The following is a 22,097-nucleotide window of genomic DNA, read 5'->3' as shown; positions in this document are numbered from 1 at the left end:
CTAGAACCCGACTTTGTCCGCGCCTTTGGTGCCTAGGATACTGCGCGCCTCGTTTGGGGTAGCAATTTCAAGCGAAAGCTCTTCAAGGATTCCACGAATCTTAGTGACTTGAGAGGCGCAAGTTTGCGCAAGTTTTCCACGCCCAAGATAGAGGCTATCCTCAAGGCCGACCCTGACATGTCCGCCCATTACGGCGCCCATCGTCGCCAAACCCGTTTGATGGCGGCCCGCACCCAAAACCGAGAATTCATACCCGTCCCGCCCGAACAACCGGTCAGCGGTACTACGCATCAAGAACAAGTTTTCGGCGTCTGCGCTCAGCCCGCCTAGAATTCCCAATACACATTGCAAAAAGAGTGGCCCTTTAACCAGCCCCTCGTCGACCAAATGCGCCAAGTTATAAAGGTGCCCGACGTCGTAGCACTCGAACTCGAACCGGGTGCCGTGGGCGTCGCCAAGTCGCGAAAGAACTGATTTCATATCGACAAATGTATTACGGAAAATCAGATCTTCGGTGCCTTCAATAAAGGGTTTTTCCCAATCGTGCTTCCAATTCTTGATGCCCTTCGCCGCCTTGTGGAATGCGAAATTCATTGATCCGACATTCAGCGAACACAGTTCGGGTTTGGCCAGAAGCGGATAAGACAAACGTTCGTCTAGTGTCATCCGCGTACTGCCACCTGTTGTGATGTTTATGATTGCATTGGTCGCTGATGCGATCTTTGGGACAAACTGGTCAAACACGGCTGCATCAGGTGTAGGGCGACCGTCCTTTGGGTCACGGGCGTGTAGGTGCAAAACCGCCGCCCCTGCCTCTGCGGCGGCAATCGACTGCTCGGCGATTTCTTCCGGTGTGACAGGCAGATAGTCCGACATAGATGGCGTGTGAACTGCACCTGTCACGGCGCAAGTGATGATGGTTTTGCGCGACAATTTTTGATCTCCCTATAGGTTCTTGCTGCGGCGGGTTGCATGTTCCCGTCATTTGCTTTCCCCCTGACAGACCCCATTGTGCTGGGTCGAACCATGTATGTTTGCCATTTGAACTTAGGTTTCTAATGTGCCGTTTCTACATACCACTGCCAGAGGTGTGGCATTGGCTTCACGGCGAAAGAGCTTAGCAAGCTAGACCGACGTACCATTGACTTGTAGGCTTCACACAAGAATCCTCATTTGAATTGGATGCCTTGTCCATATTAGGCCCAAGTGTTCCGTGTTCCTCTTGTTTGGCGTCCAATGATCATACCCTTGAGGGAGAAGTGAGGTATCAGCCTGACCGTCTACCTCAGGCAAAGTCACAGGACCCCATGGCGAACAAACACTGACCAGCGTCATAGACATTTAATTGCGATAGGAGGGGGAAAGAACATGAAATTATGGACACCTACGGCGGTTGTTTTTCTCGTCACCGTCTTACTTGGTGCGCCGGTTGCGGCTCAGGAGGATCCAGCCGCACGGTGCGAAGCGTTTAGTAATTTTGGAATGGATGCGGCATATGTCACATCGACGAAGATAGTAGAGGCGGCTGAAACGCTACCCGCATATTGTGAGATACGCGCGACTGCATTGCCAGCAATCTCGATTGAGGCGCGGCTGCCGTTAGAGGATTGGAACGGCAAATTCTATCAGGCCGGTTGTGGAGGATGGTGCGGTATCCTTGGTCGTGGGGACGATAGCGGCCGATGGGTCAACGCGATGAAAGAAGGTTTAGAACGCGGCTATGCGACCGCGACGTCGGATAGCGGACATCATGGTCTGTCTGTAGTTGATGGGGCATGGGCCGAGGAAAATACGCATGCAGAACGAGATTGGGGGTGGCGGTCTATCGGCGAAACCTACCGCGTTGCCCAGATTTTGATCGAAGAATTTTATGGCAACGCCCATGAAAAGGCGGTGTTCCAAGGGTGTTCCACCGGGGGGCGCATGGCGCATATGGCGTCACTTCGATACCCGGACCATTTTCAGGGCATTATCTCGGGTGCACCTGCGATGAACGAGACGGGTCTTGCTGGCGTTGCGTTGGCTTGGATGGCTAAGGCCAATACTGGTCCTGATGGTCAACCAATTCTCGGCCCCGGTAAGGATGGGCTGATTGGCGACGAAGTAATGCGCCAGTGTGACGGGCTGGATGGAACAGAGGATGGGCTGATTTCGGACCCGCGCCAATGCGTACCAGATGTTTCCACGCTCTTGTGCCAAGACGGTCAAGACAGCGCGCAGTGCCTCTCCGAGGCAGAGATCGGCGTGGTTACTAAATGGTATCAGGCCCCGGTCAACGCAGCGGGCGAAGAACTGTACCCCGGTGGTGTACCAGCAGGATCGGAACCATTTTGGTGGCTTTGGCTTACCGGAAACACCGAAGGTGCCGTGCCCTTAAATCCGTTATTTGCGCAGTCGTTTGGCGCTTATCTCGCGTTCGAACAAGATCCGGGTGAGGACTGGAAGGCAACCGATTTTGACTTTGAAAGTGACATTTCTCGCATGACCAAAGCGGCAGCGATGTTTAATGCGCATTCTCCAGACATCTCAGAGTTTCGTGCGGCAGGTGGCAAAATGATCGTTTGGCATGGATGGGCTGATGCCATCGTGACACCCGGTCAGACAGTGGACTGGCACAAGAAAGCGCAACAAGAGGCCGGCGGTGCAGATGCGCTAGCCGAGAACGTGCGGCTTTTCATGATTCCAGGTATGGATCATTGCGGTTTGCTCCCGGGTCCTGACGGAGTCGCAATGGAGAGCATCGACCCGCTTACAGCGCTTGAGCGGTGGATGGACGACGGTATCACTCCTGAAACAATTATAAGAGCAAACTGACTTTTATCAGGGGTCGCGCGTTCTGCAGTATAAGGTAAGTGGTTTATTAGCGCGGCTCGTGAGACCGGCCCGTCGGCGGACAAGGCATGGAAAACTTGCTGAACTTAGCGTGCCATTAATTGAAAATTCTAAGTTGTTGATTTCGCTATAACCACAGTCTCAACATTAAAGAACTCCGGCAAAGCTAAAATGTCACCAATCTGCAATTCAGGAATGTCACTCGCGTCCTCGTCCAAGGCGCATGTCGCCGCAGCATACCCATATCGGTCGGGCAGGCATGTCCCTCTTGATTGAACGTCGAATTGCATACTGTTAGAACGCGTGCGGTTCTTCCGCGCCTACGGAACTGACCGGGACGCGGAAGGATTGTTTATTTCGATCAGAACGTTACTTGAACGCCCAGTCCGATTTCGCGTGGTTGTACGATCGTTGCCTCATAAGCGGCAAGGGCCCGTCCGTAACGCATACTTGTGACAGCATCTTCTCCGAATACGTTGTTGACGTAGCCATAGAGTTCGACGTTATCGCGCGGTGTATAGACGACCCGCGTATCAGCAACCGTGTAAGCCTCGATCTTGCTTGCCTCGGTGTTTTCGTCATCCGAATAGTACGAACCGGTGTAACGTACGTTTCCGCTCAGCGTGATATCCTCAACGACCTGCCAATCAGCACTAATGGTGAGTGTATGGCTAGGTGCGCTTCCGAAGCTGTTACCGCTGTAATCGCCCTGTGCGCTGGTGAATTCGTCGGTTTCTGTCTCCAGAAGACCAAGGTTACCTCTAATCGACAACACATCGCTTGGCTCAAAATCAAAGCCAAGCTCTAGCCCGTAGGAATGGGCTTCTTCAGCGTTGACGGTGACCGCTTCAAAATATCCGTCCACCGCTTCTGACGTCACATAGCGCTGCATGTCGTCGAATTCGGTGTAGAACAGGTTGGCAGTCAACCCGAGCCGATTGTCGAGCACCTTCGTACGCGCGAAAATCTCGTAATCAACCGAGGTTTCTTCGTCAAATTCGACCCACTGTTGCGAGGAAAATCCGAGCGTAACACCACCTGGGTTATAGCCGTTTGACACCATCGCGCCGATGGTCGTACTGTCATTCACGTCATATGCGACCGTTAGCTTGGGCAACCAAGCTTCGAAGGTTTTGTCATATGCCACGTCGTTCGGCGTAAACGGGCTTGTCCCTGTACGCTGAACGCGGTCGTTTTGGAAACGAAGTGAGCCGCCCAGATACAACCGGTCAGTCAGGCGGAGGTTAGCCTCCGCAAAGACCCCGACACTGTCTTTTTCGTCTTCAAACTCAGAAATGCCGCGCAAGTTCAGCATTTCGTCGCTTGTTGTGTGCGATCCGAACACCCCTACGACACCACTGACGGCTTCTGTCTCGTCGCCAAAGACAAGACGTATTTCGTTCGAGAAGTTGTCTTGATCAATTTCAGCGCTGCCCGACGCTTCTGGCGAAGTTGTCCGCGTTGTTTGCATCGCTGAATACTGTAGCTGGTTCGTCAATGTGACGGCGCTATCAAATTCATAGCTTAGATCGTGAACAGCAGTATCTGTGATCTGACCCCAGCTTGGATTGCCAGTGACGATACTCTCATAGTCGGAATAATCTTCGGTTGCTGCTTCCCACGTCGGACGGTTGCTGTCGGAATGAGAATACGTGAATTGCGTGCTAAGCTGCTGCAATTGGGAAGGTTCCCACAAAAGCTTAACCCGCGCAGTTGTAGACCTGTGATCCTGATCAGTATCGCCCATCGAGAACGCTGGATTTGTGTAATCGATGAAATTCTCTCGCTGGGTGTGGTCCAATGTGAACCGTGCCGCAACATCCGGCGCAATCTGACCAGATGCCATAAGCCCAGCACTGCGTCGTCCGCCAGTACCGGCCTCAAGCTTAACCGCGCCTTCGCGTGTGAATGACGGATCAGCCGTTTCGATAACCAATGCACCCGCGATGCTGTTTGCACCCTGACTGACGGTTTGCGGCCCACGGAAAAGCTCGACGCGTTCAACGTCCCAAAGTGACGTAGTCGCATAGACCAGTTCATTGTAGCTCAGGTAATGGCCATCAACGTTCACGGCCAGACGCGGTGCGGTGCCACCGAAGAACGCGGTCGCACCCGAGTTCGGACCTTCGCCATTTTGGCCGCGCACTGTAGGCGTCCCGCCCTGTCCACCTTCGGCAGGAAGCGTCACGTTAGCCAAACCACGGACCACATCGCTGACAGAGTCGGCACCTTTGAGTGCTTCGATTTCGTCCTCTTCAACAGCTGTAACCGAGGAAGCAGTACGCTGCTGACTGCGTGTCATCGTATCGCCAGTGATGTAGATGGTTCCTAGTGAATAGGCCTCTTCGGGGCCGTCTTGCGCTAGCACTGATAAAGGTGAGATTGCGCAAATCGCTACAATACTTACACCACCGAGCAATCGCGCGGTTCGCCGTTGTTCCATTCGTTTTCCCTTGGATTTGTCAGGCTGGCTTTGAATGGCTGGCAGTGAACTGAAATTGTCCTACGCAGGCGCGCAGTAAATTATGTGCGCACACTAAGCCCCTATGGCGAGCGGTAAAATAATAAGTGACTAAAATTGTCAGAATGTGATTATTTTGCACCGAGCCCTTAGGTTGAGTACTCTGATCGGCAGATACCTGACTATTATACTAAATTAAATCTTGAAGGCCCCCCAGCACTCTGACATGTTCCGCGCAGGCAGCCAGGCCCCTTGCGGGCCCATTCTGGCCAGCGTCATTGATGCGATGGCTTTGAACTAGCGAACCCACACATAAAATTCGCAGCCGAAGCCGCTATGCGCTGTCGGCATTTTCGTGAACTGGACGCGCATGCAGGCACTCACCCTGACCTTGCGCGTAGTACAGAGGCAGCAAAATGACTTTGCCATTCCTAAACGCCCGCTCAAACGATGGGACCCACGCCACACCTGATCAACCGTTTGCATTTCGCAATAGCGACGGGATGATCTGCGCCGCGGGTCCAGCCCATCCGATTGATCGCGGAAACGATGAGACGCTCAGCGATCGCGTTGGGGCGTTCTTTAACGGCTCAGATGATGGCGCGCTTTTGGGCGGCGCGCTTCCTTTTGATAAATCCGAACCCGATTATCTTTGGCATGTCGACCGTTCCGACGGGATTTGGCCCGGCGATCAGCCGAAATCGCAGTCCCCCATGCAGGTGGCGACCGTATCAAGCCCACGTTCACAGCCTTCCCCGCAAAATTATATGCAAAGCGTTTCCCAAGCGCTTGATATCATGCGCGCAGAGAAAGACGTGCCCCAAGGCCTTAGCAAAGTCGTTTTGGCCCGCACGCTTATGCTGGAACAGACGCAAGAGATCCCAATCAACGATGTTCTTGCCCGCCTTGCCGAAGACCCATCAGTCACCGCGTTTCAGGTTGCGTTGCCCGCAATGGCAGGAAATCCAACACCGCGTCACCTTGTTGGGGCCACGCCAGAGCTGCTGCTGCGCAAACAAGGGGCCGATATTTGGTCACACCCATTGGCGGGATCGGCCCGCCGACTAGATGACGCCGCTGCTGACCACGCTGCGGCGCAGGGCCTAAAGAATTCGGCAAAAGATCAACACGAACATGCGGTTGTCGTGGAATATATCCTTGATACGCTTGCCCCATATTGTACCGAACTGGGCGCACCCGAAGGGGCGACACTGACCACAACCCGTTCAATGTGGCACATCGGCACGCAGATTAAGGGCGTCCTAAAAGACCCAGACACCCCGGCTGTTGTTCTTACGGCAAAACTACACCCAACCCCTGCTGTTTGCGGCATGCCGTGCCAACGCGCAGCAAGCCTTATTCGTGAGCTGGAATCTGTGCCGCGCGATTTCTATGCTGGTGCTGTCGGCTGGTGTAATCGCAACGGCGATGGCGCATGGTACGTCGCGATCCGTTGCGCGGAACTATGCGGCGCGCAAGCGCGGCTTTATGCTGGCGCGGGTATCGTGCTTGGTTCGGAACCGCAGCTCGAAGCGGCTGAAACCGGCGCTAAATTTGGTGCGCTCCTCGCTGCGCTTGGCTTGCCGCGTGACGCCGCATTGCATGACCTTAACTAACCCCAAGGATAAACCACCCAATGGCACTTCCCGGAATTCCGTCCTATCCATTACCGACACAGGACGCTTTGCCAACTGCACGCGCACCATGGACATTCGCGCCCGATCGCGCCGCGCTGTTGATCCATGACATGCAGCGTTATTTCTGCGCCCCTTTTCCACAGGACGCAGCACCCCTGCCCGACATCATCCGCAACATCGCGGCACTGGCCAGCGCTGCGCGGGCCAACAACATTCCGGTGTTTTACACCGCGCAAGAGGGCAACCAACTGCGTGCTGATCGCGGTTTACAAGCGGACCTTTGGGGACCGGGCATGTCGACACGCGACGAACATCAGCAGATCGTGCCGGAACTGACGCCGGGCGACGAAGACATCGTTCTAGTCAAACATCGCTACAGTGCGTTTCAGCGGTCGAACCTTGAAACGCTGATGCGTGCGCGCGGTCGTGACCAACTGCTGATCACTGGAATCTACGCCCACATTGGCTGTCTCGCGACCGCAGCCGAGGCATTTCAACGCGATATCCAACCGATTGCGATTGCCGATGCCCAAGCAGATTTTGACGCACCACGTCATGAAATGGCGATGAACTGGGTGGCGGGCTGCTGTGGCGGCGTGGTTTCAACCCAAGATGTGCTGGCCAACATGCCAAAGGTCGCCGCATGCGCCTAACGGGATTTGAAGGACGCAGCGCTTTGGTCACAGGCGCTGCGGGTGGCATTGGGCTTAAGGCCGTTGCGCTACTGCAAGCCGCCGGCGCAAAGGTCGTCGCCACCGATACCGAAGCCGCAATCAACGCAGTACCCGCAGATCAACGCGCGCAAGCGGTCGACTGGCTGCCCTGCGATCTGCGCGACCCAGAGGCCGTTGCCCATTTGGTCGCCCAAGCCGAAGCCGCCGTTGGTCCGATCAGCCTTGGCCTGCATACCGCAGGCGTCTTGGGTATGGGGCCTTTGCTGGAAACCAGCACAGAGGAATGGCAACGCGTTCAAGACATCAACCTAAATGGCAGTTTTCATGTCATGCAGAATTTGGGCAAACGTCTGATCACACAATCCAACGCCGCCTTGGTGGTGGTTAGTTCCAACGCCGCAGGCATTCCCCGCATGAACATGGGGGCCTATTGCGCGTCAAAGGCGGCGCTGACCATGCTAACACGGTGCCTTGGGCTTGAACTGGCAGAACACGGCGTGCGCTGTAACGTCATTGCACCCGGTTCAACGCTGACCCCAATGCAAACGGGCATGTGGCAAGACGACGAAGGCCCCAAGCGGGTGTTGGCAGGTGATCTGGAAAACTATCGCACTGGCATTCCTCTGGGCAAACTGGCCACCCCTGATGATATCGCCAAGGCGGCGATGTTCCTGCTCTCAGAAGAAGCAGGCCATATCACGATGGCTGATCTATATATCGACGGCGGGGCAACGTTGCGCGCTTAGGCGGGCAATGCGACTGCCGTTAACACCCCTGCCCTGCAGGGGATGAGCAATGGTTTGATCATGCGGCCCGCTGGCCAATCTGGCGCAAGGTCGCATGTCAGCCGCAGATGCGGTGCGCCTTTCGGATCCGCGCACAGCTCTGCCGCGTCAAAATCGAAACGGCGGTTGATCAATGGGCTAAGCGCCTTAAACAGGCTTTCCTTGGCGGAAAATATCAGCGCGACCCACAAAGGGTCAGTGCCAAACGTGACGCGTTCGCGCTGGGTCAATGCGACCGGGGCGATCTCTTGAGCGATTTGGGTGGTTAAATGCTGTTCGATATCGACGCCAAGACCACACCAGTTGGCGGCATTCCCAACCATTGCGACCGAGCGGTCCGCGCAATGGCTGATGGAACCGCGCAACCCTTCGGGCCAATCGGGCGCACCATCTGCCCCACGCCCAGCAAAGCACGGCAATCCGGTCAGACCTTTGCCTGCCGCCGCCGCCGCCAACCGCCCGGCATCATGCTGCGCGGCGCGTCGGTGGCGCCCGCCCCCCGATTGTGGGGCGGACGTATAGTCGGCTGATCGCATCTCGATCCGGCACGCGGGCAAAGCCACACGCAACTGATCAAGACCGACCTGCCAATCATTCTGCGCTGACTGCGCCTTAGCCATTCTTCCGCGCGTCGATCAACGCGGACCACGCATTCAACGTTGGGTCTTTGGCAAGGTCTTCAAAGCTAACGGTGATGCCCCGTTCTTTTAGCTCTGCCGCCAATTTCATAACGCGCAATGAATCCAGCCCATAGTAAATCAGGCTTTCTGCAGGATCGATCGGGCCTTCGTCTTCGATCAGCTTTGATACGCGCGTTTCCAACCAATCGAAATCGGTCGCCTCAGTCGTTGTTACAGTCACGTTCGTGTCCTTCGTCATTGAGTTTCTAGAATTGTGTCGCGCAAAACGCGTTTGTTGATTTTGCCAACAGCCGTCAAAGGCATGGTTTCAACAAAGATAAACCGGTCGGGCAGTTTGTATTCTGCAACGCCCAACCCCATCAGATGGCGGCGTAATTCAACCGGGCGCAGCGGATTGCGGGTCACCAAAACTGCGCAACCACGTTCGCCAAGCCGGGCATCAGGCTGTGCAACCAATGCGGCCTCAAGCACCTCTGGATGGCGCAGCAGCAGACCTTCGACCTCTTCTGCGGCGATCTTTTCGCCACCACGATTGATCTGGTCCTTTACCCGGCCAACCACACGCAAATACCCGTCCGCATCACGCTGCACGAGGTCACCACTGAAATAGAACCCTTCGGCATCAAAAGCGGATTTGTTATGTTCGGGGCTGCGGAAATAACCACGGAACGTATATGGCCCGCGCACCCACAACTGGCCGGGTTCACCAACGGCGCAATCATAGCCGTCAGCGTTACGCACGCGCACTTCGTCATGTTCCGAAATCGGGCAGCCCTGCGTGGTAAAGATGCGTTCTTCGGGATCATCAAAGCGGGTGTAGTTCACCAACCCCTCGGCCATGCCAAAGACCTGCTGCAACTGACATCCCAACAATTCAGGCACCTGACGCGCCAGCGCTTCGGCAAAGCTCGCTCCGCCAACCTGAAGCAACTCAAGGCTTTTCGGGGGTGTCTTGCCTTCGCGCACGGCCTCTAGCCAAAGACCAACCGCAGATGGCACCAACGCCGCCACCGTGACGCCGTGCTGTTCCATGATATCAAAACACAGGCTTGGGTCTGGATTGTCGGCCATCACAACCGTACCGCCCGCAAAAAACACACCAAGCGCACCCGGCGAGCTCATCACATAGTTATGCGGCGCTGGAAGCGCACAGAGGAACCGGGTTTGCGGGGACAATGCGCATATTTCGGCACTGGCACGCACGGAATAATCATAGTCGTTATGCGTGCGGGGGATCAGCTTTGGCGTGCCGGTACTGCCCCCCGAAAGCTGGTAAAATGCAACGCTACCGGGATCGAGTTTGGGCAATTCGGCGATTTCAGCGACCTCTGGTGCCATCCATTGCTGCAAATCAGCCCTCGGATCTGCATCATCAAGATAAAGACACAGCTTCAACCCCTTTGAAATCTCGCGCAGTTCCGTTCCAAAGGCATCATCCTTGAACAAGGCATGTCCCCGCGACCCAATGAACAATGTCGGTTGCAACTGTTCCACATAGGACCGCAATTCAAGCGCCCGGTGATTAAACAGCGCATTCACAGGCATGATGCCCGCCTTCAAAAGCGCAAAAAACGTGATGTAAAATTCCGCGCAGTTCGGCAATTGAACCACAGCGCGTTCACCGGGCTTCAGACCGTGGGCCGACAACCGCACGGCAAGAGCTGACGACATTTGATCAAGATCGGCATAGCTGATCGCCCGCGCACCGCACTGAATCGCGCAGGCGTCGGGGCGGGCCTGGACCTGAGAGCGCAACCCATGCGTTAGCGGCTTGTCGATCCAATATCCTTTTTGCCGATAAAGTTCCGCCAGATTTTCTGGCCAAGGGGTGAAATCAGTCATCGCGTATCCGGTTCTTTTCGAAGCAGCCTGTACCCACCCCGAGATTTATCTTCGTCCAAATCCAACGCGTCAGCCGGTCGTTTTTCTAGAACCGACAACAATTTCAACATTTTACCGGCAATTTGTAAGGCGTGCGGATTCCACAGGTTGACGTGCTCTAATACTTGAGTATTTATGTCTGGAATTGTCAACGGGTGATTGCAGATGTACGAACTAACCGCGATGCAGGCCGCCTGCTGGGTCAATGGACACGCCAAAGGCGAGGACGAAAAAAGCCCCACGGCCCATCTCTATGTTGAATTGGACAGCACCGATAATCAGCCCGCTTTGGACCCCGATCGGCTGTCTGTTGCGGTTTCTGCACTGATCACCCGGCACCCGCAGTTGCGACTGGCGGTCGATGCCCAAGGGCAGCCCAGCATCGCCGAACCATCTGCGCTGCACCGATTGCACTTCAACGATCTGCGCGGGCTTGATCCTTTGGGCTGCGACGCCGCCCTTGCCCGCATCCGCGATGAAAAAACACACCAGCGGCTTGCATTGGCAAACGGCGAAGCCTGCGAATTCACGCTGACCCAATTGCCCGAAGGGCGGCATCGGCTGCATATCGATATCGATATGGTCGCCGCCGATCCGTCGTGTTTTCCCTATCTGATGGCCGAACTCGCACAGCTTTACGAAGCCGGGCCAGACGCCCTGCCCGATGATGCTGGTAATTTTGCGGCCTACCTGCAGGCGCGTCGCAATGACCCTGCGCGCACTGGAAAAGAGGCCGCCGCGCGTGATTTTTGGAAGGTCAAAATTCCGACGCTACCGCAAGAACCCAATCTTCCGGCCCCCCGCGTTTCACCGCGTGATCGGGGCACCAACACGACCCGGCTTGCAGCCACGCTAAGCCCCGAACAATCCTCCGATTTCATAACTTTGGCCCGCGCGTTTCGGGTGACACCATCGGCGCTGGCGCTTGCTGTATTCAGCCAAGAACTTGCCAAAGCCTGCGCACAACCCGCACTGCGATTGACCGTTCCAATGTTCCACCGCGCCGACTGTGCCACGACAGTTGGTGATTTCGCCGATTTCACCTTGCTGGGGGTCAAAAACACAGGCGCGGATCTAGGGGTTCTGGCACGTACTGTACAAACTGACCTGATCCAAGCCGTGACACGCGCCGCCCGCCCCGGCCCACAGTTGATGCGCGATCTCGCGCGTCACTTGGGTAATGTGCCGAATGCGCCCGTTGTGTTCACCGCTGGCTTTGACCACGAACTTGGTTCGATCCTGCCCGAAAACGCCGCCAAAACGCTTGGCGATCTTGTCTGGAGCGTTTCACAAGGCCCCGGCGTGGCCCTAGACGCACAGATCGCAAAGCTGGGCGATCAGATTCTGATCAACTGGGATATCCGACTGGATCTTGTTGACCAAGAATGGATCGAACAGCTGTTCAACGGCTTTGTTGCCCGGCTTCGCACCCTGCTGGCTGAAAACGAAACTGCCGCAAACAGTCAGCCACTGTCGCAATTGCAACGCGCCTATATCATGGGCCGCGACAAGGCGCTTCCGCTGGGCGGTGTCGCCATGCAAGAGGTCCGCTTGTTTCGCGGCACGCTTGATTTGCCACAGCTACGGGCCCGGCTTGATGCGCTTTGCGCGGCCTATCCCGCACTGCGCGCCCGCGTGAACGCAACCGATCTGCGGCTAACCTATCTGCCGCAAGTACAGTCACCCATTGAGGTACGCGATCTTAGTGCCGATCAAACCGCAGCAGCACAGCTTGACGCGTTTTGGGATAAATACGCGCAAACCCCCTGCCCGCTTGATGGCGCGTTGTGGCAGGTTTTTGCGGTCCAGATGCCCGAAGGTGAACAAGATGCCGTCGCCGTCAAGTTCGACGCAATCGCGCTAGACGGCCCCGCAATCGCGCAAATCTGCTCAGAGATGTTCGGGCACGAACCACTCGTACCAGAGAACCCATCAAAGACACCTGCAGCGCCCGCGCCCCAACAACGGGCCGACGCCGCATATTGGGCCAAGGCGCTGCAATCCGTCGAAACCGCGCCGCGCCTGCCTTGGCGTACACCACTGCATCAGATCGAAACGTCGCGCTATCGCCGTTGCATCCGGCAAATTGACGCCACCCAAAAACGCCAACTGCGCCGGGCTGGGGCAAAGGATAAGCTGTTTTTGAATAGCTTGCTTAGCTTTGTGGTGCTGGACGTTTTGGCGCGCTTCACCCCAGACATGCGGGTTTGCGTTGGCTTACCAACCGCGCCCGCGCTTGAACAAACGGGACTAGGCAATCGGTCATCCTTTATTGCCGTGGACCATGACGCCCGTGTTGGCACGCCAATTGAACGGGCTGCTGCGCTTCAAACCCAAACGATGGAAGGGCTGTCGCATATGGGGTTCGCTGGCGTCGATATCGCGCGCCACCTGCTGTCGCAAACCCAAGAACCGCTTGCCTTGCCAGTTGTGTTAACCAACGGGCTGAACTGGACAACGCCAAATGGCCAGATGCAAGAGGTCGCCGGCCAAACGCAAACGCCGCAAGTCGCGCTGGATATCAGATTGATGAACGCGCCGGGTGGCGGGATCGAGATCGCCGCCGATTATGCAGAAAGCGCGCTAAACGCCGATACGATCAACACCATGCTTGATGCGATCACAGCCACACTTGTCGAAATCTGTGACCAAGACACACTCTGCCTGCCTGTTGTGCCCGCCAATCAGCCGGATCAACAGCCAGATATTCCCGACCCTGTCGCACACCTACCCAAAATCGCCGCGTATCTGCGTGCCGGACAAGGCACCGCGCTGGTCCAAGGCGAAACACAGCTAAGCTATGCAGACCTGCATACGCGCGTCAAAGCAATCCTTGGCGGATTTGCCGAACGCGAGGTTCATGCGGGTTCTGTACTCGCCATCCATTTGCCACGCGGCATTGACCATATTGCGCTCCAACTCGCAGCATCGCTTGCCGGGGTGATCTGGGTGCCGCTTGATGCATCGGCCCCAACCGAACGCCGGGATTATCAGCTTTCCCGCTGTGCGCCGACGCTTGTTGTTTCAAACGACGATATCGCTGATTGGCCCTGTATCCGGCCGGCCGATCTGGCGGCACCGGGCGGCGCTTTGCCATCAGACGCTGTGCTTGCTGAACGCAGCTTGACCCGCGAACCTAGTTATTACCTGTTCACATCGGGCACCACCGGAGCACCGAAATGCGTCGTGCTGAACAACCGCGCGACGGCCAATGTGTTGGAACAGTCGCTCGATGAATGGCAAGTCGGGGCAAACGACGTTCTGATGTCGGCCACCCCGCTGCATCACGACATGTCACTGTTTGATATCTTTGGCGCGCTTAGCGCGGGTGCCACGCTGGCCATGCCAGACATCGGCCAAGACAAAGACGCGATGGAATGGGCCAAGATTGTCGCCCATCATAAGGTAACGATCTGGGTGTCAGTCCCAGCCATCCTTGAGATGCTGTTGGATAGCGCACGACCCGAACAGCTGCGTTCATTGCGGCTGATCGCGCAGGGTGGTGACTATATTAAGCCTGCCCAAATTTCCCGCCTGCATGAACTGCGCCCGAATGCGCGGCTGTTTTCGTTGGGCGGTCCGACAGAAACAACGATCTGGAGCATCTGGTACGAAATCGGGTCTGAAACCGGGGCCGTGCCATATGGTCGCGGCCTAAAGGGCGCTGAATACCTCATCTGCAATCCCGAAGGCGAACTGTGCCCCACCGGCGTTGTCGGGCGCATCCACACAGCGGGTGATTGCCTGTCGCTTGGGTATCTTGATGACGGCAAACTGGTGTCGACAGATTTCGTGACCCTGCCCGACGAAAACGGCAATCAGCGACGGGCCTTCCGTACAGGTGATTTGGGCCAATGGACGCCCGAAGGGACCATCTTGTTTGCGGGACGTGTCGGCGGCTATGTCAAAGTCCGCGGCGTCCGTGTGTCGCTTGGTGAAATCGAAACGGTGCTGGGCGATCACCCTGCGCTGCGCCAAGCGATGGTCGTTGATATCGCATCCGCCGATGGCCGCGAGACAACGATTGCGGCACTTTGTGTCGGACACGATGACGCCCAGACGAACCCCGCCGAATTGCGGACCTACATGCGTGACAGGTTACCGCAATCGCATCTGCCTGATCGGTTCATGCTGGTTCCCGCTTTGCCGCTTTCGGCGAATGGCAAAATTGATAGGGCCGCCGCGCGGCGTTTGGCGAACGAACGCCCGACAGCCCCGGCCGCACCAAAAGTGGCAGAACCGGATCAGGATCTCGTGAACCAAGTGCTTGGGATCTACCTTGAACACTTAGGGCCGCATGAAAACGCGACCGCAGACAGTACCTTGCTTAGCCTTGGCCTGCTGCCGAACCACCTCGCGGTTATCGCGACCGCAATGAATGAACGTTTTGGAAGCAAGCTTAGCCCAGCACAATTGCTTGGGGCACGCACAGCACGGCAAGCCGCCGCGCTGATCGTACGTCAGCCAGCAATCTCTGCGACTTAAGGCGAAGGAAACCCAATGTCCGCCCAACCAACCGCTGCGCCCTGGCTTGATCTGACGCTTGCCCAGTTTGATTTCTGGGAAGAATTCCGGCTGCACCCAGATCGGTCGCTTTCAACGGTGGCCCACTGCACCATCATCGAAGGACCGGTGGTCGAGGCCGCGTTGATCGGCGCATTAAATCAGCTTGCGCAGGAAACCGACGTTCTCGCGCTGCGGTTTCGCGATGGGCCAGACGGGCCGCGCCAACAAATTGATCCCGCGCGCATCCCAACGATGCATTATCACGACCTGACATCTGATACGGACCCCGAAGCAGCGGCGCGTAAAATGATGGAAGCCGACATCGCCAAGCCGATTGATCTAGAGCGTGACCAGATATCCGCGCTTTGGTTGTTGAAGCTTAGCGGCACGCGGTGGCTTTGGTACCTTCGCGGTCATCACATCATGCTTGATGGTTACGGCGTTTCGCTAATCGAACGCCGCGCTGCTGCGCTTTATGCGCAGGCGCTTGGGCATGCGGCTGATTTGGGTGCCTTTCAGCCGTTCCCGCGTTACCTCGAAGAAGAAACCGCCTATCGCGCAAGCCCCCACCATACCCGCGACCAAGACCGCTGGACGCAAACGCTTGCCGATGGTCCCGACCTGACAGTGTTGGAAAAAGACGAAGAAGACTACGGTTGCTCGCCACTTAGCGCGGCCCCCGAACTGCCGCCAACATTGCCCACCTTGCTAAGGCAAACCGCCGAAAACAACGATATGGGCTGGCCTGATCTGCTTACGCTGCTTAGCGCGGCATGGGTCACACGCGACCTATCCGCCGATGGTCCGGGCCTGCCGGTTTGGCTACCATATATGAGCAGGTTCGGCAGCGTCAGCGCAGAAATCCCAGCGCTCGTCGTGAATATTTTGCCGCTGATCGTCACAAACGTCGCTGATGAAACGCTGGGCGATTACCTTGTGCGGATGGGCAAAGTGCTGCGCAAACTTCGCCGCCACGGGCGGTATCGGGTGGAACAGCTTGCCGCCGACCGTGGCCTGAAAGAAGGGCAACGGTTCTTCTTTTCGCCGTTGATCAACGTCATCCCATTTGATCCACCCCAATTCATCGGCTGCACAGCAGAACGCGAAGTGCTGGCCGCTGGTCCGGGTGACGGGTTTAACCTCACGTGGGGCGGTGCATCCGATGCAGATGGACTGGGATTGTGGATTGATGCCGATCCCGCATCACAGACGCAATTCACCGCCAGCACCATTGACCTGGTGCCGTTTATCATCCGGGCCTGTGCGGATGGCGCGTTTGATATGCCGCTTGCAGAATTGCTCCGGCACGCGGCACCTGCCCGGCCCATAGCTGCGCAAAACAAATCAACACCAATCAGGCCCATCGCTGGCCGTTTAGAGGGCGCATGAAACGTCGATCATTCATAACCAGCGGCGCATGTGCCGCAAGCGCATTTATGTTGCCGACCACTGTTCAGGCAAACTCCGGTTGGCCGCGCACAGTCATCAATGCAGACGGCAGCGAAACGACCCTTCAGGCGCAGCCGAAACGAATACTTTCGACCTCTGTCACGCTGTCAGGCAGTCTGCTGGCCATCGACGCGCCGCTTGTCGCCAGTGCCACAACGGTGCGCGGTGACTATTTTGGGCAATGGCAAGATATCGCAAAAGAACGCGACGTTGAAAAACTGTGGCGTGCAGGTGCCGTCGACCTCGAAGCCGTCTGGGCCTTTGCCCCTGACCTGATCGTTGTGTCCGCCAGCGGCGCGGATTCCGCCCTTGCGCAACGTGCCGCCCTAGAAGAAGTCGCACCCGTTCTGGTGCTAGATTACGGCGCGATCGGCTGGGAAGATTTGGCATCGCAGCTTGGCCAAGCCATCGGTCACGAGGCCGAGGCCGATGCGCTTCTCAGCCTATTTGCAACCGAACTGCAAACCACCCGCGCGCAGCTACAGCTACCCCAAGGGCTGACAAATATCATCAGCTATAACGGCCCCGGCGCACCTAACCCGATTGCCACAGCAGGTGGCGTACACGGTCGGTTGCTGAACGCGCTTGGGTTCCAGCTCGAAGATCCGCCGCGCAGCTGGCAAAGCGCCAACACCCCACCAGCCGCCGATTTCATCCGCGCAGCCTATGAACATCTGACCGAACTGACCGCGCAGACCACATTTGTTTTGGCAGGCACGGATGAGGACGCGCAGCGCTTGCTGGACGATCCAATCCTAAACAACCTGCCATCGGTGCAGCTGGGCCAAGTTTACGGGCTTGGGCGCAATTCATTCAGGGTCGATTATTACAGCGCCTCGGAAATCGTCGCTGGTATCGCACAACGCTTTGGCCGGGCCTAAACACATGACACCGCCCCTTTCACCCATGCCGCGCCTGCTGCTTTGGGGTGCAATTCTATTCGTTGTGTTGACCGCAATCGCCAGCCTCTTTGTTGGCCCACGAGCGATCACTCCGGCGACAACATTGACCGCGCTACTAGACTTTGACGCCGCGAACGGCGCACATCTGTTGGTGCGTGACCAGCGTCTGCCGCGCGTGATCATTGCGCTTTGCGTCGGCGCAGCGCTTGGGACCGCAGGCGGGGTGATGCAAACGCTGACGCGCAATCCGCTGGCTGATCCGGGGCTATTGGGCATTTCAGCGGGCGCGACGCTCGCCATTGTTTGCCTGATCGCTGCGACTGGCCAAATCAATATCGGTGCCTCGCTTTGGGCGGGCATCTTTGGGGCCGGGGTTGGTGGCGCAGCCGTATTTTTGCTGGGTGGGATGACCAAAACACATGATCCGGTGCGGCTGGTGCTGGCAGGTGCGGCGTTATCTATCGTGCTGATGACGCTGACACGCGTGATCACGTTAAACGCCGAAGCCCATGTTTTCGATCAGTTCCGCCATTGGGCTGTCGGATCATTGCAGGGACGCGGTTGGGATGTTCTGTGGCCCAGTATCTGGCTGACGCTCATTGGGGGCCTTGCGGCGATCGCTTTGGCGCGGCCGCTTGATGCGCTGGCATTGGGCCAAGATTTCGGTCAAAGCCTTGGTGCTGATCCGCGCCGTGTCTGGTTTGCCGCAGCCGCCGTGATCGTCGTGCTTTGCGGGACAGCGACAGCCGCAGCCGGGCCAATCAGCTTTGTCGGTTTGGCCGCGCCACATCTGGCACGTCATATCACTGGTCCCTCGCATCGTGCTTTGCTGCTTCTTTCCATGCTGATCGGCGCGGCGCTTGTCAGTGTCGCTGATCTGGCCGGGCGGCTGATCGACCCCGCTGCACAAATCGATGTTGGTATCATGTCCGCACTTATCGGCGGGCCGATATTCGTCGCTTTGGCACGGCGCCTAAAGATGAGCGGGCTATGACGATTGCACCAAACATTGTCCTGCGTTGGCGGGGGTGGTCATTGCTTTTGGCACGCCGCGCGTTTTGGCTGAATGTGATCCTGTTTGGGCTGCTCGTGATTGGCTCGACTACTGCGCTTATGCTCGGGCGGCTTCCAATCGGGACGCAAGAGATTTGGCAAGTCATCACGGGCAATGCCCCATCGCGCGCCGTCGAACATGTGCTAATCGACATCCGCCTACCTCGGCTTTTGGTTACAATCGGCGCAGGTGCGGCACTTGGCGCGTCGGGCGCGGTGTTTCAAACGATTTCACGGAATCCGCTTGGCTCGCCTGATGTCATCGGTTTTACCGCAGGCGCTGCGACTGGTGCGCTTATCTGGATTATCGTCTTTGGGGGTACAGGTGCCAACGTCGTGCTTGCGGCAATGGCCGGCGCACTTCTGACTGGCGTCGGCGTGTACCTGCTGGCACGCAAAGACGGACGAGTCAGCGCCTATCGGCTTGTCCTGACAGGGATCGGCGTTGGTGCAGTGCTGCACGCGATCAACGCACTGCTGCTGGTAAAGGGCGATCTAGACGTCGCGATTTCGGCGAACCTTTGGCTGGCAGGGTCCGTCGACGCGCGCGATTGGGGGCATGTTTGGCCGCTATGGCTCGGGCTGATCGCGCTGATGGTGCCGATGCTTTTGGGAATGCGGCCACTCGGAATGATGGAGATGGGCGACGATTTGGCCGGGCCACTAGGCGTGCCTGTCGAACGCGTGCGCCGCTGGATGCTACTGGGCGCGCTGATACTCGCCGCCCTCGCGACAAGCGCCACCGGCCCGATCGCATTCGTCGCCCTGGCAGCACCACAGCTTGCGCGGCGGCTGGGGCGTGCACCAACACAACCGCTTATCGGGGCGACGTTGTTTGGCGCGTGCCTCATGCTTGGCGCGGACCTTCTGACACGCGTTGCGCCCTTCGACCTGACCATGCCAATCGGACAAGTCACCGGGATCATTGGTGGGGTCTACCTGATCTGGTTACTGGCCGGAAATCGGCTGCGGAACGGCGCCCCGTAAATCCGACAAAAACACTTGACATTATGGTGGCCCTGCCCTTGTTTACACGCGCCAGATCCGGGCCCTCGCACAAGGGTCCCCAGCCCAAAATGACGCCCCCCGGAACCAGCAGGACACCATCATGACCAAGCATAACCCGCATACCGACGACCAGTTCGGTTCTCGCCCTGCGACACCAGACGAAGCGCGGATATGGCTTGAACATATGCAGACAGAAAACGGTCTTGTGCCTTCTGTTCAGCTTGTCCAACTGCCTGCAGAAACCGAGCCGGGCACAATCGCGGCGGCTTTTGTCCAATTGGTGATCGATACGCCGGAATTGGGGCGGAGCTATCATTTCGATGATACGGGTGAATTGCTGGTGCGTCCGTCACAAACCACGGCTGGCCTGCAAATCCGCTGGGCGCAAAACGCATCACAGGTGGCACAAGTCGTAACAGATTTGGCTGCCGAGACCTGGGATCTAGCGACGCGTGGACCATTGGGGCTCGCGCTGATTATGGCGGAAAACACGACACATCTTGGGTTGATCCGGCACCCGATTGCGGCTGACCTGCCAGACAGCAACTCGCTGTTGGCGACACTTGCTCCGAAAGCTGAAAATCAGGCGACTGACCTGGCCCTTCAGGATACAGCGACAGATCACACGACACAAACCATCCTCGATGAATTCCGGCTCGCGCTTGATGCACCCGAAATGGCCGCCGACAGTGATTTCTTTGATTTCGGTGGGCATTCGCTGGTGGCCACACGCGTCATCGGGCGGCTTGCGTCGCAACATGGGATCGAACTGCGGTTCAACGACCTGTTTTCACATGCCACCGCTGCGTCACTGGCCAAAGTCGCCAAGATCGAAACGCCTGCCACCGATCAGCAAGCGGACGATTGGGCTGCGGTGAAACCGGGGCCGCTTCCGACGCTTTATGAAACCACAGAACGCACGCCCCTGTCGCACGCGCAGGCGTCATTGTGGAAAATCTACGCCGCACTTGGGTTTGGCCCAATGTTCAACATCCCCTTTGTGCTGCGTTTTCTTGATCCGGTTGATGAAACCATATTCGCCGCAGCCTTCCGCGATATTCTTGAACGCCACCCTGCCCTACGCAGCCGGTTTATCGCCGAAGGCGACACCGTCGAACAAGAATGCATTCCGATGTCAGAGGTAGACCAACAGCAATGGTTCTGGCCGTCCGAAGGGGTCCAAGACCCCGCGCCGATCCTAGGCGCAGAGGCCGGTTACGACTTTGACCTGGCGCGTGAACTACCGATCCGCCTGCGTTTTGTGCGTGACGCCGAAGGGCAAACACTGTCGTTCCTGTTCCATCACATCGTCGTTGACGAATGGTCCGTGAACCTGATGATGGATGACCTTGCCAAGGCCTATGCCGCAAGGGTCGCGGGCAACGCATCTGACTGGGGGCAACCAATCGCGCCATTCCACGCCTTTGCCCACAAACAAGCGGCGTCTGGATTTGACCAAGACGCGTTGGACTACTGGGTTGATGCTCTCAAAGACGCGTCACCGCCACAGCCAATCCGCGCCGCGACAGCCGCACCTTGGCAGCCGCCAACAGATGGTCATGCCGCCGACGGTGGCTGGACCGAGATCATGCTTGATCGGCCCGTTTCAGACGCGCTTTACGCGCTATCCAAAGATTGCTCTGCTTCATTGTTCAACACCGTTTACGCCGCGATTTCATGTGCGCTGCAACGGCTTGCGGGCCTCGATGATCTGACAATCGGAACATCGGCATCAGGGCGCACCGACCCCGAATATTTCGACACCATCGGGTATTTCACCACTGTGACCGCCCATTCGCTGCGCACCCCCGGCCATCTGACGCCACGGGCGTTGATCGGCAACGTCCGCGACATGATCAATGGTTCGCTGCCTTACTGCGAAATCCCAATTGACCTTGTCGAAGATGCGCTGACGGGTGGCAAAGCCCCATTGGGCGAACACATGTTCGAAGTCTTCATTCAAATCCACGCGCAAAACAAACTGAACGGCACACTAGAAGGACCCCAAGGCCCGATCCGGTTCCGTCAAGTCGACCCCGAGAAAAGCGACTCGGTCCTTGGCCTACAGTTCGAGGTCGTCGAAGACGTGATCGAGGGCGCAAAACGCCTGCGCGTAATGATGAGCTATCGCACCGCGCATTACGGTCCCGATGATGTCAAAGCACTGATTTCAGCAGTCGAAAATAGCTGTGCAGTCTTCGCCAGCGACAATGCCGCAGATCGTCCGCTCGCCGAGCTTTTACCCTAATCCCTTGCCCGTAATTCGCC

General features: G+C 57.2%; 15 protein-coding genes. 10 read left to right on the top strand and 5 right to left on the bottom strand.

What is annotated here, in order from left to right:
* The gene (gene kce / locus ACHUEV_RS16260; protein WP_394181718.1) at window positions 1–933 is read right to left on the bottom strand and encodes a 3,5-dioxohexanoate:acetyl-CoA acetone transferase; all 933 of its coding nucleotides are present in this window, start codon (window positions 931–933) and stop codon (window positions 1–3) included.
* A gap of 435 nt (window positions 934–1,368) precedes the next feature.
* On the opposite strand from kce, the gene ACHUEV_RS16255 reads away from it, so the two are divergent.
* Window positions 1,369–2,814 carry a tannase/feruloyl esterase family alpha/beta hydrolase gene (locus ACHUEV_RS16255; protein WP_394181716.1) on the top strand — a complete coding sequence of 482 codons (1,446 nt, stop codon included), beginning with the start codon at window positions 1,369–1,371 and terminating at the stop codon, window positions 2,812–2,814.
* Window positions 2,815–3,193: 379 nt separating this feature from the next.
* On the opposite strand, the gene ACHUEV_RS16250 is transcribed toward ACHUEV_RS16255, so the two are convergent.
* Complete coding sequence (locus ACHUEV_RS16250; RefSeq protein WP_394181714.1) at window positions 3,194–5,275, bottom strand: TonB-dependent receptor; 2,082 nt, start codon at window positions 5,273–5,275, stop codon at window positions 3,194–3,196.
* Window positions 5,276–5,709: 434 nt separating this feature from the next.
* On the opposite strand from ACHUEV_RS16250, the gene ACHUEV_RS16245 reads away from it, so the two are divergent.
* Genes ACHUEV_RS16245 through ACHUEV_RS16235 form a run of 3 tightly spaced genes read left to right on the top strand, consistent with a single transcriptional unit; the run spans window position 5,710 to window position 8,350 of the window.
* Entirely contained in the window at window positions 5,710–6,909 is a 1,200-nt protein-coding gene (locus tag ACHUEV_RS16245; RefSeq protein ID WP_394181712.1) for an isochorismate synthase, read from the top strand.
* Window positions 6,910–6,929: 20 nt separating this feature from the next.
* Window positions 6,930–7,583, top strand: a complete 654-nt coding sequence (locus ACHUEV_RS16240; RefSeq protein ID WP_394181710.1) for an isochorismatase family protein — start codon at window positions 6,930–6,932, stop codon at window positions 7,581–7,583.
* Complete coding sequence (locus tag ACHUEV_RS16235) at window positions 7,574–8,350, top strand: SDR family oxidoreductase (protein WP_394181708.1); 777 nt, start codon at window positions 7,574–7,576, stop codon at window positions 8,348–8,350. The genes ACHUEV_RS16240 and ACHUEV_RS16235 overlap by 10 nt, the downstream gene beginning before the upstream one ends.
* On the opposite strand, the gene ACHUEV_RS16230 is transcribed toward ACHUEV_RS16235, so the two are convergent.
* Genes ACHUEV_RS16230 through ACHUEV_RS16220 form a run of 3 tightly spaced genes read right to left on the bottom strand, consistent with a single transcriptional unit; the run spans window position 8,347 to window position 10,872 of the window.
* On the bottom strand, window positions 8,347–9,009 hold the full coding sequence (locus ACHUEV_RS16230) for a 4'-phosphopantetheinyl transferase family protein (RefSeq protein ID WP_394181706.1): 663 nt from the start codon (window positions 9,007–9,009) through the stop codon (window positions 8,347–8,349). The two genes, ACHUEV_RS16235 and ACHUEV_RS16230, sit on opposite strands and share 4 nt — an antisense overlap.
* Window positions 9,002–9,250: a phosphopantetheine-binding protein gene (locus ACHUEV_RS16225; protein ID WP_394181704.1), complete on the bottom strand. Its 249-nt coding sequence runs from the start codon at window positions 9,248–9,250 to the stop codon at window positions 9,002–9,004. The genes ACHUEV_RS16230 and ACHUEV_RS16225 overlap by 8 nt, the downstream gene beginning before the upstream one ends.
* A gap of 14 nt (window positions 9,251–9,264) precedes the next feature.
* A complete protein-coding gene (locus tag ACHUEV_RS16220) occupies window positions 9,265–10,872 on the bottom strand; it encodes a (2,3-dihydroxybenzoyl)adenylate synthase (RefSeq protein WP_394181702.1) in 1,608 nt (535 codons plus the stop codon).
* 204 nt (window positions 10,873–11,076) lie between these two features.
* Here ACHUEV_RS16220 and ACHUEV_RS16215 point away from each other — a divergent pair, with 204 nt between their 5' ends.
* The 6 genes from ACHUEV_RS16215 to ACHUEV_RS16190 all read left to right on the top strand — a co-directional run bounded on the left by ACHUEV_RS16215 (window position 11,077) and on the right by ACHUEV_RS16190 (window position 22,077).
* Window positions 11,077–15,396, top strand: a complete 4,320-nt coding sequence (locus ACHUEV_RS16215; RefSeq protein WP_394181700.1) for an amino acid adenylation domain-containing protein — start codon at window positions 11,077–11,079, stop codon at window positions 15,394–15,396.
* A 15-nt stretch (window positions 15,397–15,411) separates the two neighbouring features.
* Window positions 15,412–16,806: a condensation domain-containing protein gene (locus tag ACHUEV_RS16210; protein ID WP_394181698.1), complete on the top strand. Its 1,395-nt coding sequence runs from the start codon at window positions 15,412–15,414 to the stop codon at window positions 16,804–16,806.
* Window positions 16,803–17,747 carry a Fe2+-enterobactin ABC transporter substrate-binding protein gene (gene fepB / locus ACHUEV_RS16205; RefSeq protein WP_394181696.1) on the top strand — a complete coding sequence of 315 codons (945 nt, stop codon included), beginning with the start codon at window positions 16,803–16,805 and terminating at the stop codon, window positions 17,745–17,747. Before ACHUEV_RS16210 ends, fepB begins: the two co-directional genes overlap by 4 nt.
* 4 nt (window positions 17,748–17,751) lie before the next feature.
* Entirely contained in the window at window positions 17,752–18,762 is a 1,011-nt protein-coding gene (locus ACHUEV_RS16200) for a FecCD family ABC transporter permease (protein ID WP_394181694.1), read from the top strand.
* A complete protein-coding gene (locus tag ACHUEV_RS16195; RefSeq protein WP_394181692.1) occupies window positions 18,759–19,808 on the top strand; it encodes a FecCD family ABC transporter permease in 1,050 nt (349 codons plus the stop codon). Before ACHUEV_RS16200 ends, ACHUEV_RS16195 begins: the two co-directional genes overlap by 4 nt.
* Window positions 19,809–19,929: 121 nt before the next feature.
* Entirely contained in the window at window positions 19,930–22,077 is a 2,148-nt protein-coding gene (locus ACHUEV_RS16190; protein ID WP_394181690.1) for a condensation domain-containing protein, read from the top strand.
* Window positions 22,078–22,097 lie beyond the last annotated feature (20 nt).

Source organism: Yoonia maritima (genome assembly GCF_043641945.1).
Taxonomy (GTDB): Bacteria; Pseudomonadota; Alphaproteobacteria; order Rhodobacterales; family Rhodobacteraceae; genus Yoonia; species Yoonia maritima_B.
The sequence above is the reverse complement of the archived record's forward strand: the minus strand, read 5'-3'. Positions and strand labels throughout refer to the sequence as shown.

What these genes read in the sequence shown, in the direction of transcription:
- ACHUEV_RS16255 (WP_394181716.1), top strand. Translation starts at nt 1,369, where the DNA reads ATGAAATTATGGACACCTACGGCGGTTGTTTTTCTCGTCACCGTCTTA.
- ACHUEV_RS16250 (WP_394181714.1), bottom strand. Translation starts at nt 5,275, where the DNA reads ATGGAACAACGGCGAACCGCGCGATTGCTCGGTGGTGTAAGTATTGTA.
- ACHUEV_RS16245 (WP_394181712.1), top strand. Translation starts at nt 5,710, where the DNA reads ATGACTTTGCCATTCCTAAACGCCCGCTCAAACGATGGGACCCACGCC.
- ACHUEV_RS16240 (WP_394181710.1), top strand. Translation starts at nt 6,930, where the DNA reads ATGGCACTTCCCGGAATTCCGTCCTATCCATTACCGACACAGGACGCT.
- ACHUEV_RS16235 (WP_394181708.1), top strand. Translation starts at nt 7,574, where the DNA reads ATGCGCCTAACGGGATTTGAAGGACGCAGCGCTTTGGTCACAGGCGCT.
- ACHUEV_RS16230 (WP_394181706.1), bottom strand. Translation starts at nt 9,009, where the DNA reads ATGGCTAAGGCGCAGTCAGCGCAGAATGATTGGCAGGTCGGTCTTGAT.
- ACHUEV_RS16220 (WP_394181702.1), bottom strand. Translation starts at nt 10,872, where the DNA reads ATGACTGATTTCACCCCTTGGCCAGAAAATCTGGCGGAACTTTATCGG.
- ACHUEV_RS16215 (WP_394181700.1), top strand. Translation starts at nt 11,077, where the DNA reads ATGTACGAACTAACCGCGATGCAGGCCGCCTGCTGGGTCAATGGACAC.
- ACHUEV_RS16210 (WP_394181698.1), top strand. Translation starts at nt 15,412, where the DNA reads ATGTCCGCCCAACCAACCGCTGCGCCCTGGCTTGATCTGACGCTTGCC.
- fepB (WP_394181696.1), top strand. Translation starts at nt 16,803, where the DNA reads ATGAAACGTCGATCATTCATAACCAGCGGCGCATGTGCCGCAAGCGCA.
- ACHUEV_RS16200 (WP_394181694.1), top strand. Translation starts at nt 17,752, where the DNA reads ATGACACCGCCCCTTTCACCCATGCCGCGCCTGCTGCTTTGGGGTGCA.
- ACHUEV_RS16195 (WP_394181692.1), top strand. Translation starts at nt 18,759, where the DNA reads ATGACGATTGCACCAAACATTGTCCTGCGTTGGCGGGGGTGGTCATTG.
- ACHUEV_RS16190 (WP_394181690.1), top strand. Translation starts at nt 19,930, where the DNA reads ATGACCAAGCATAACCCGCATACCGACGACCAGTTCGGTTCTCGCCCT.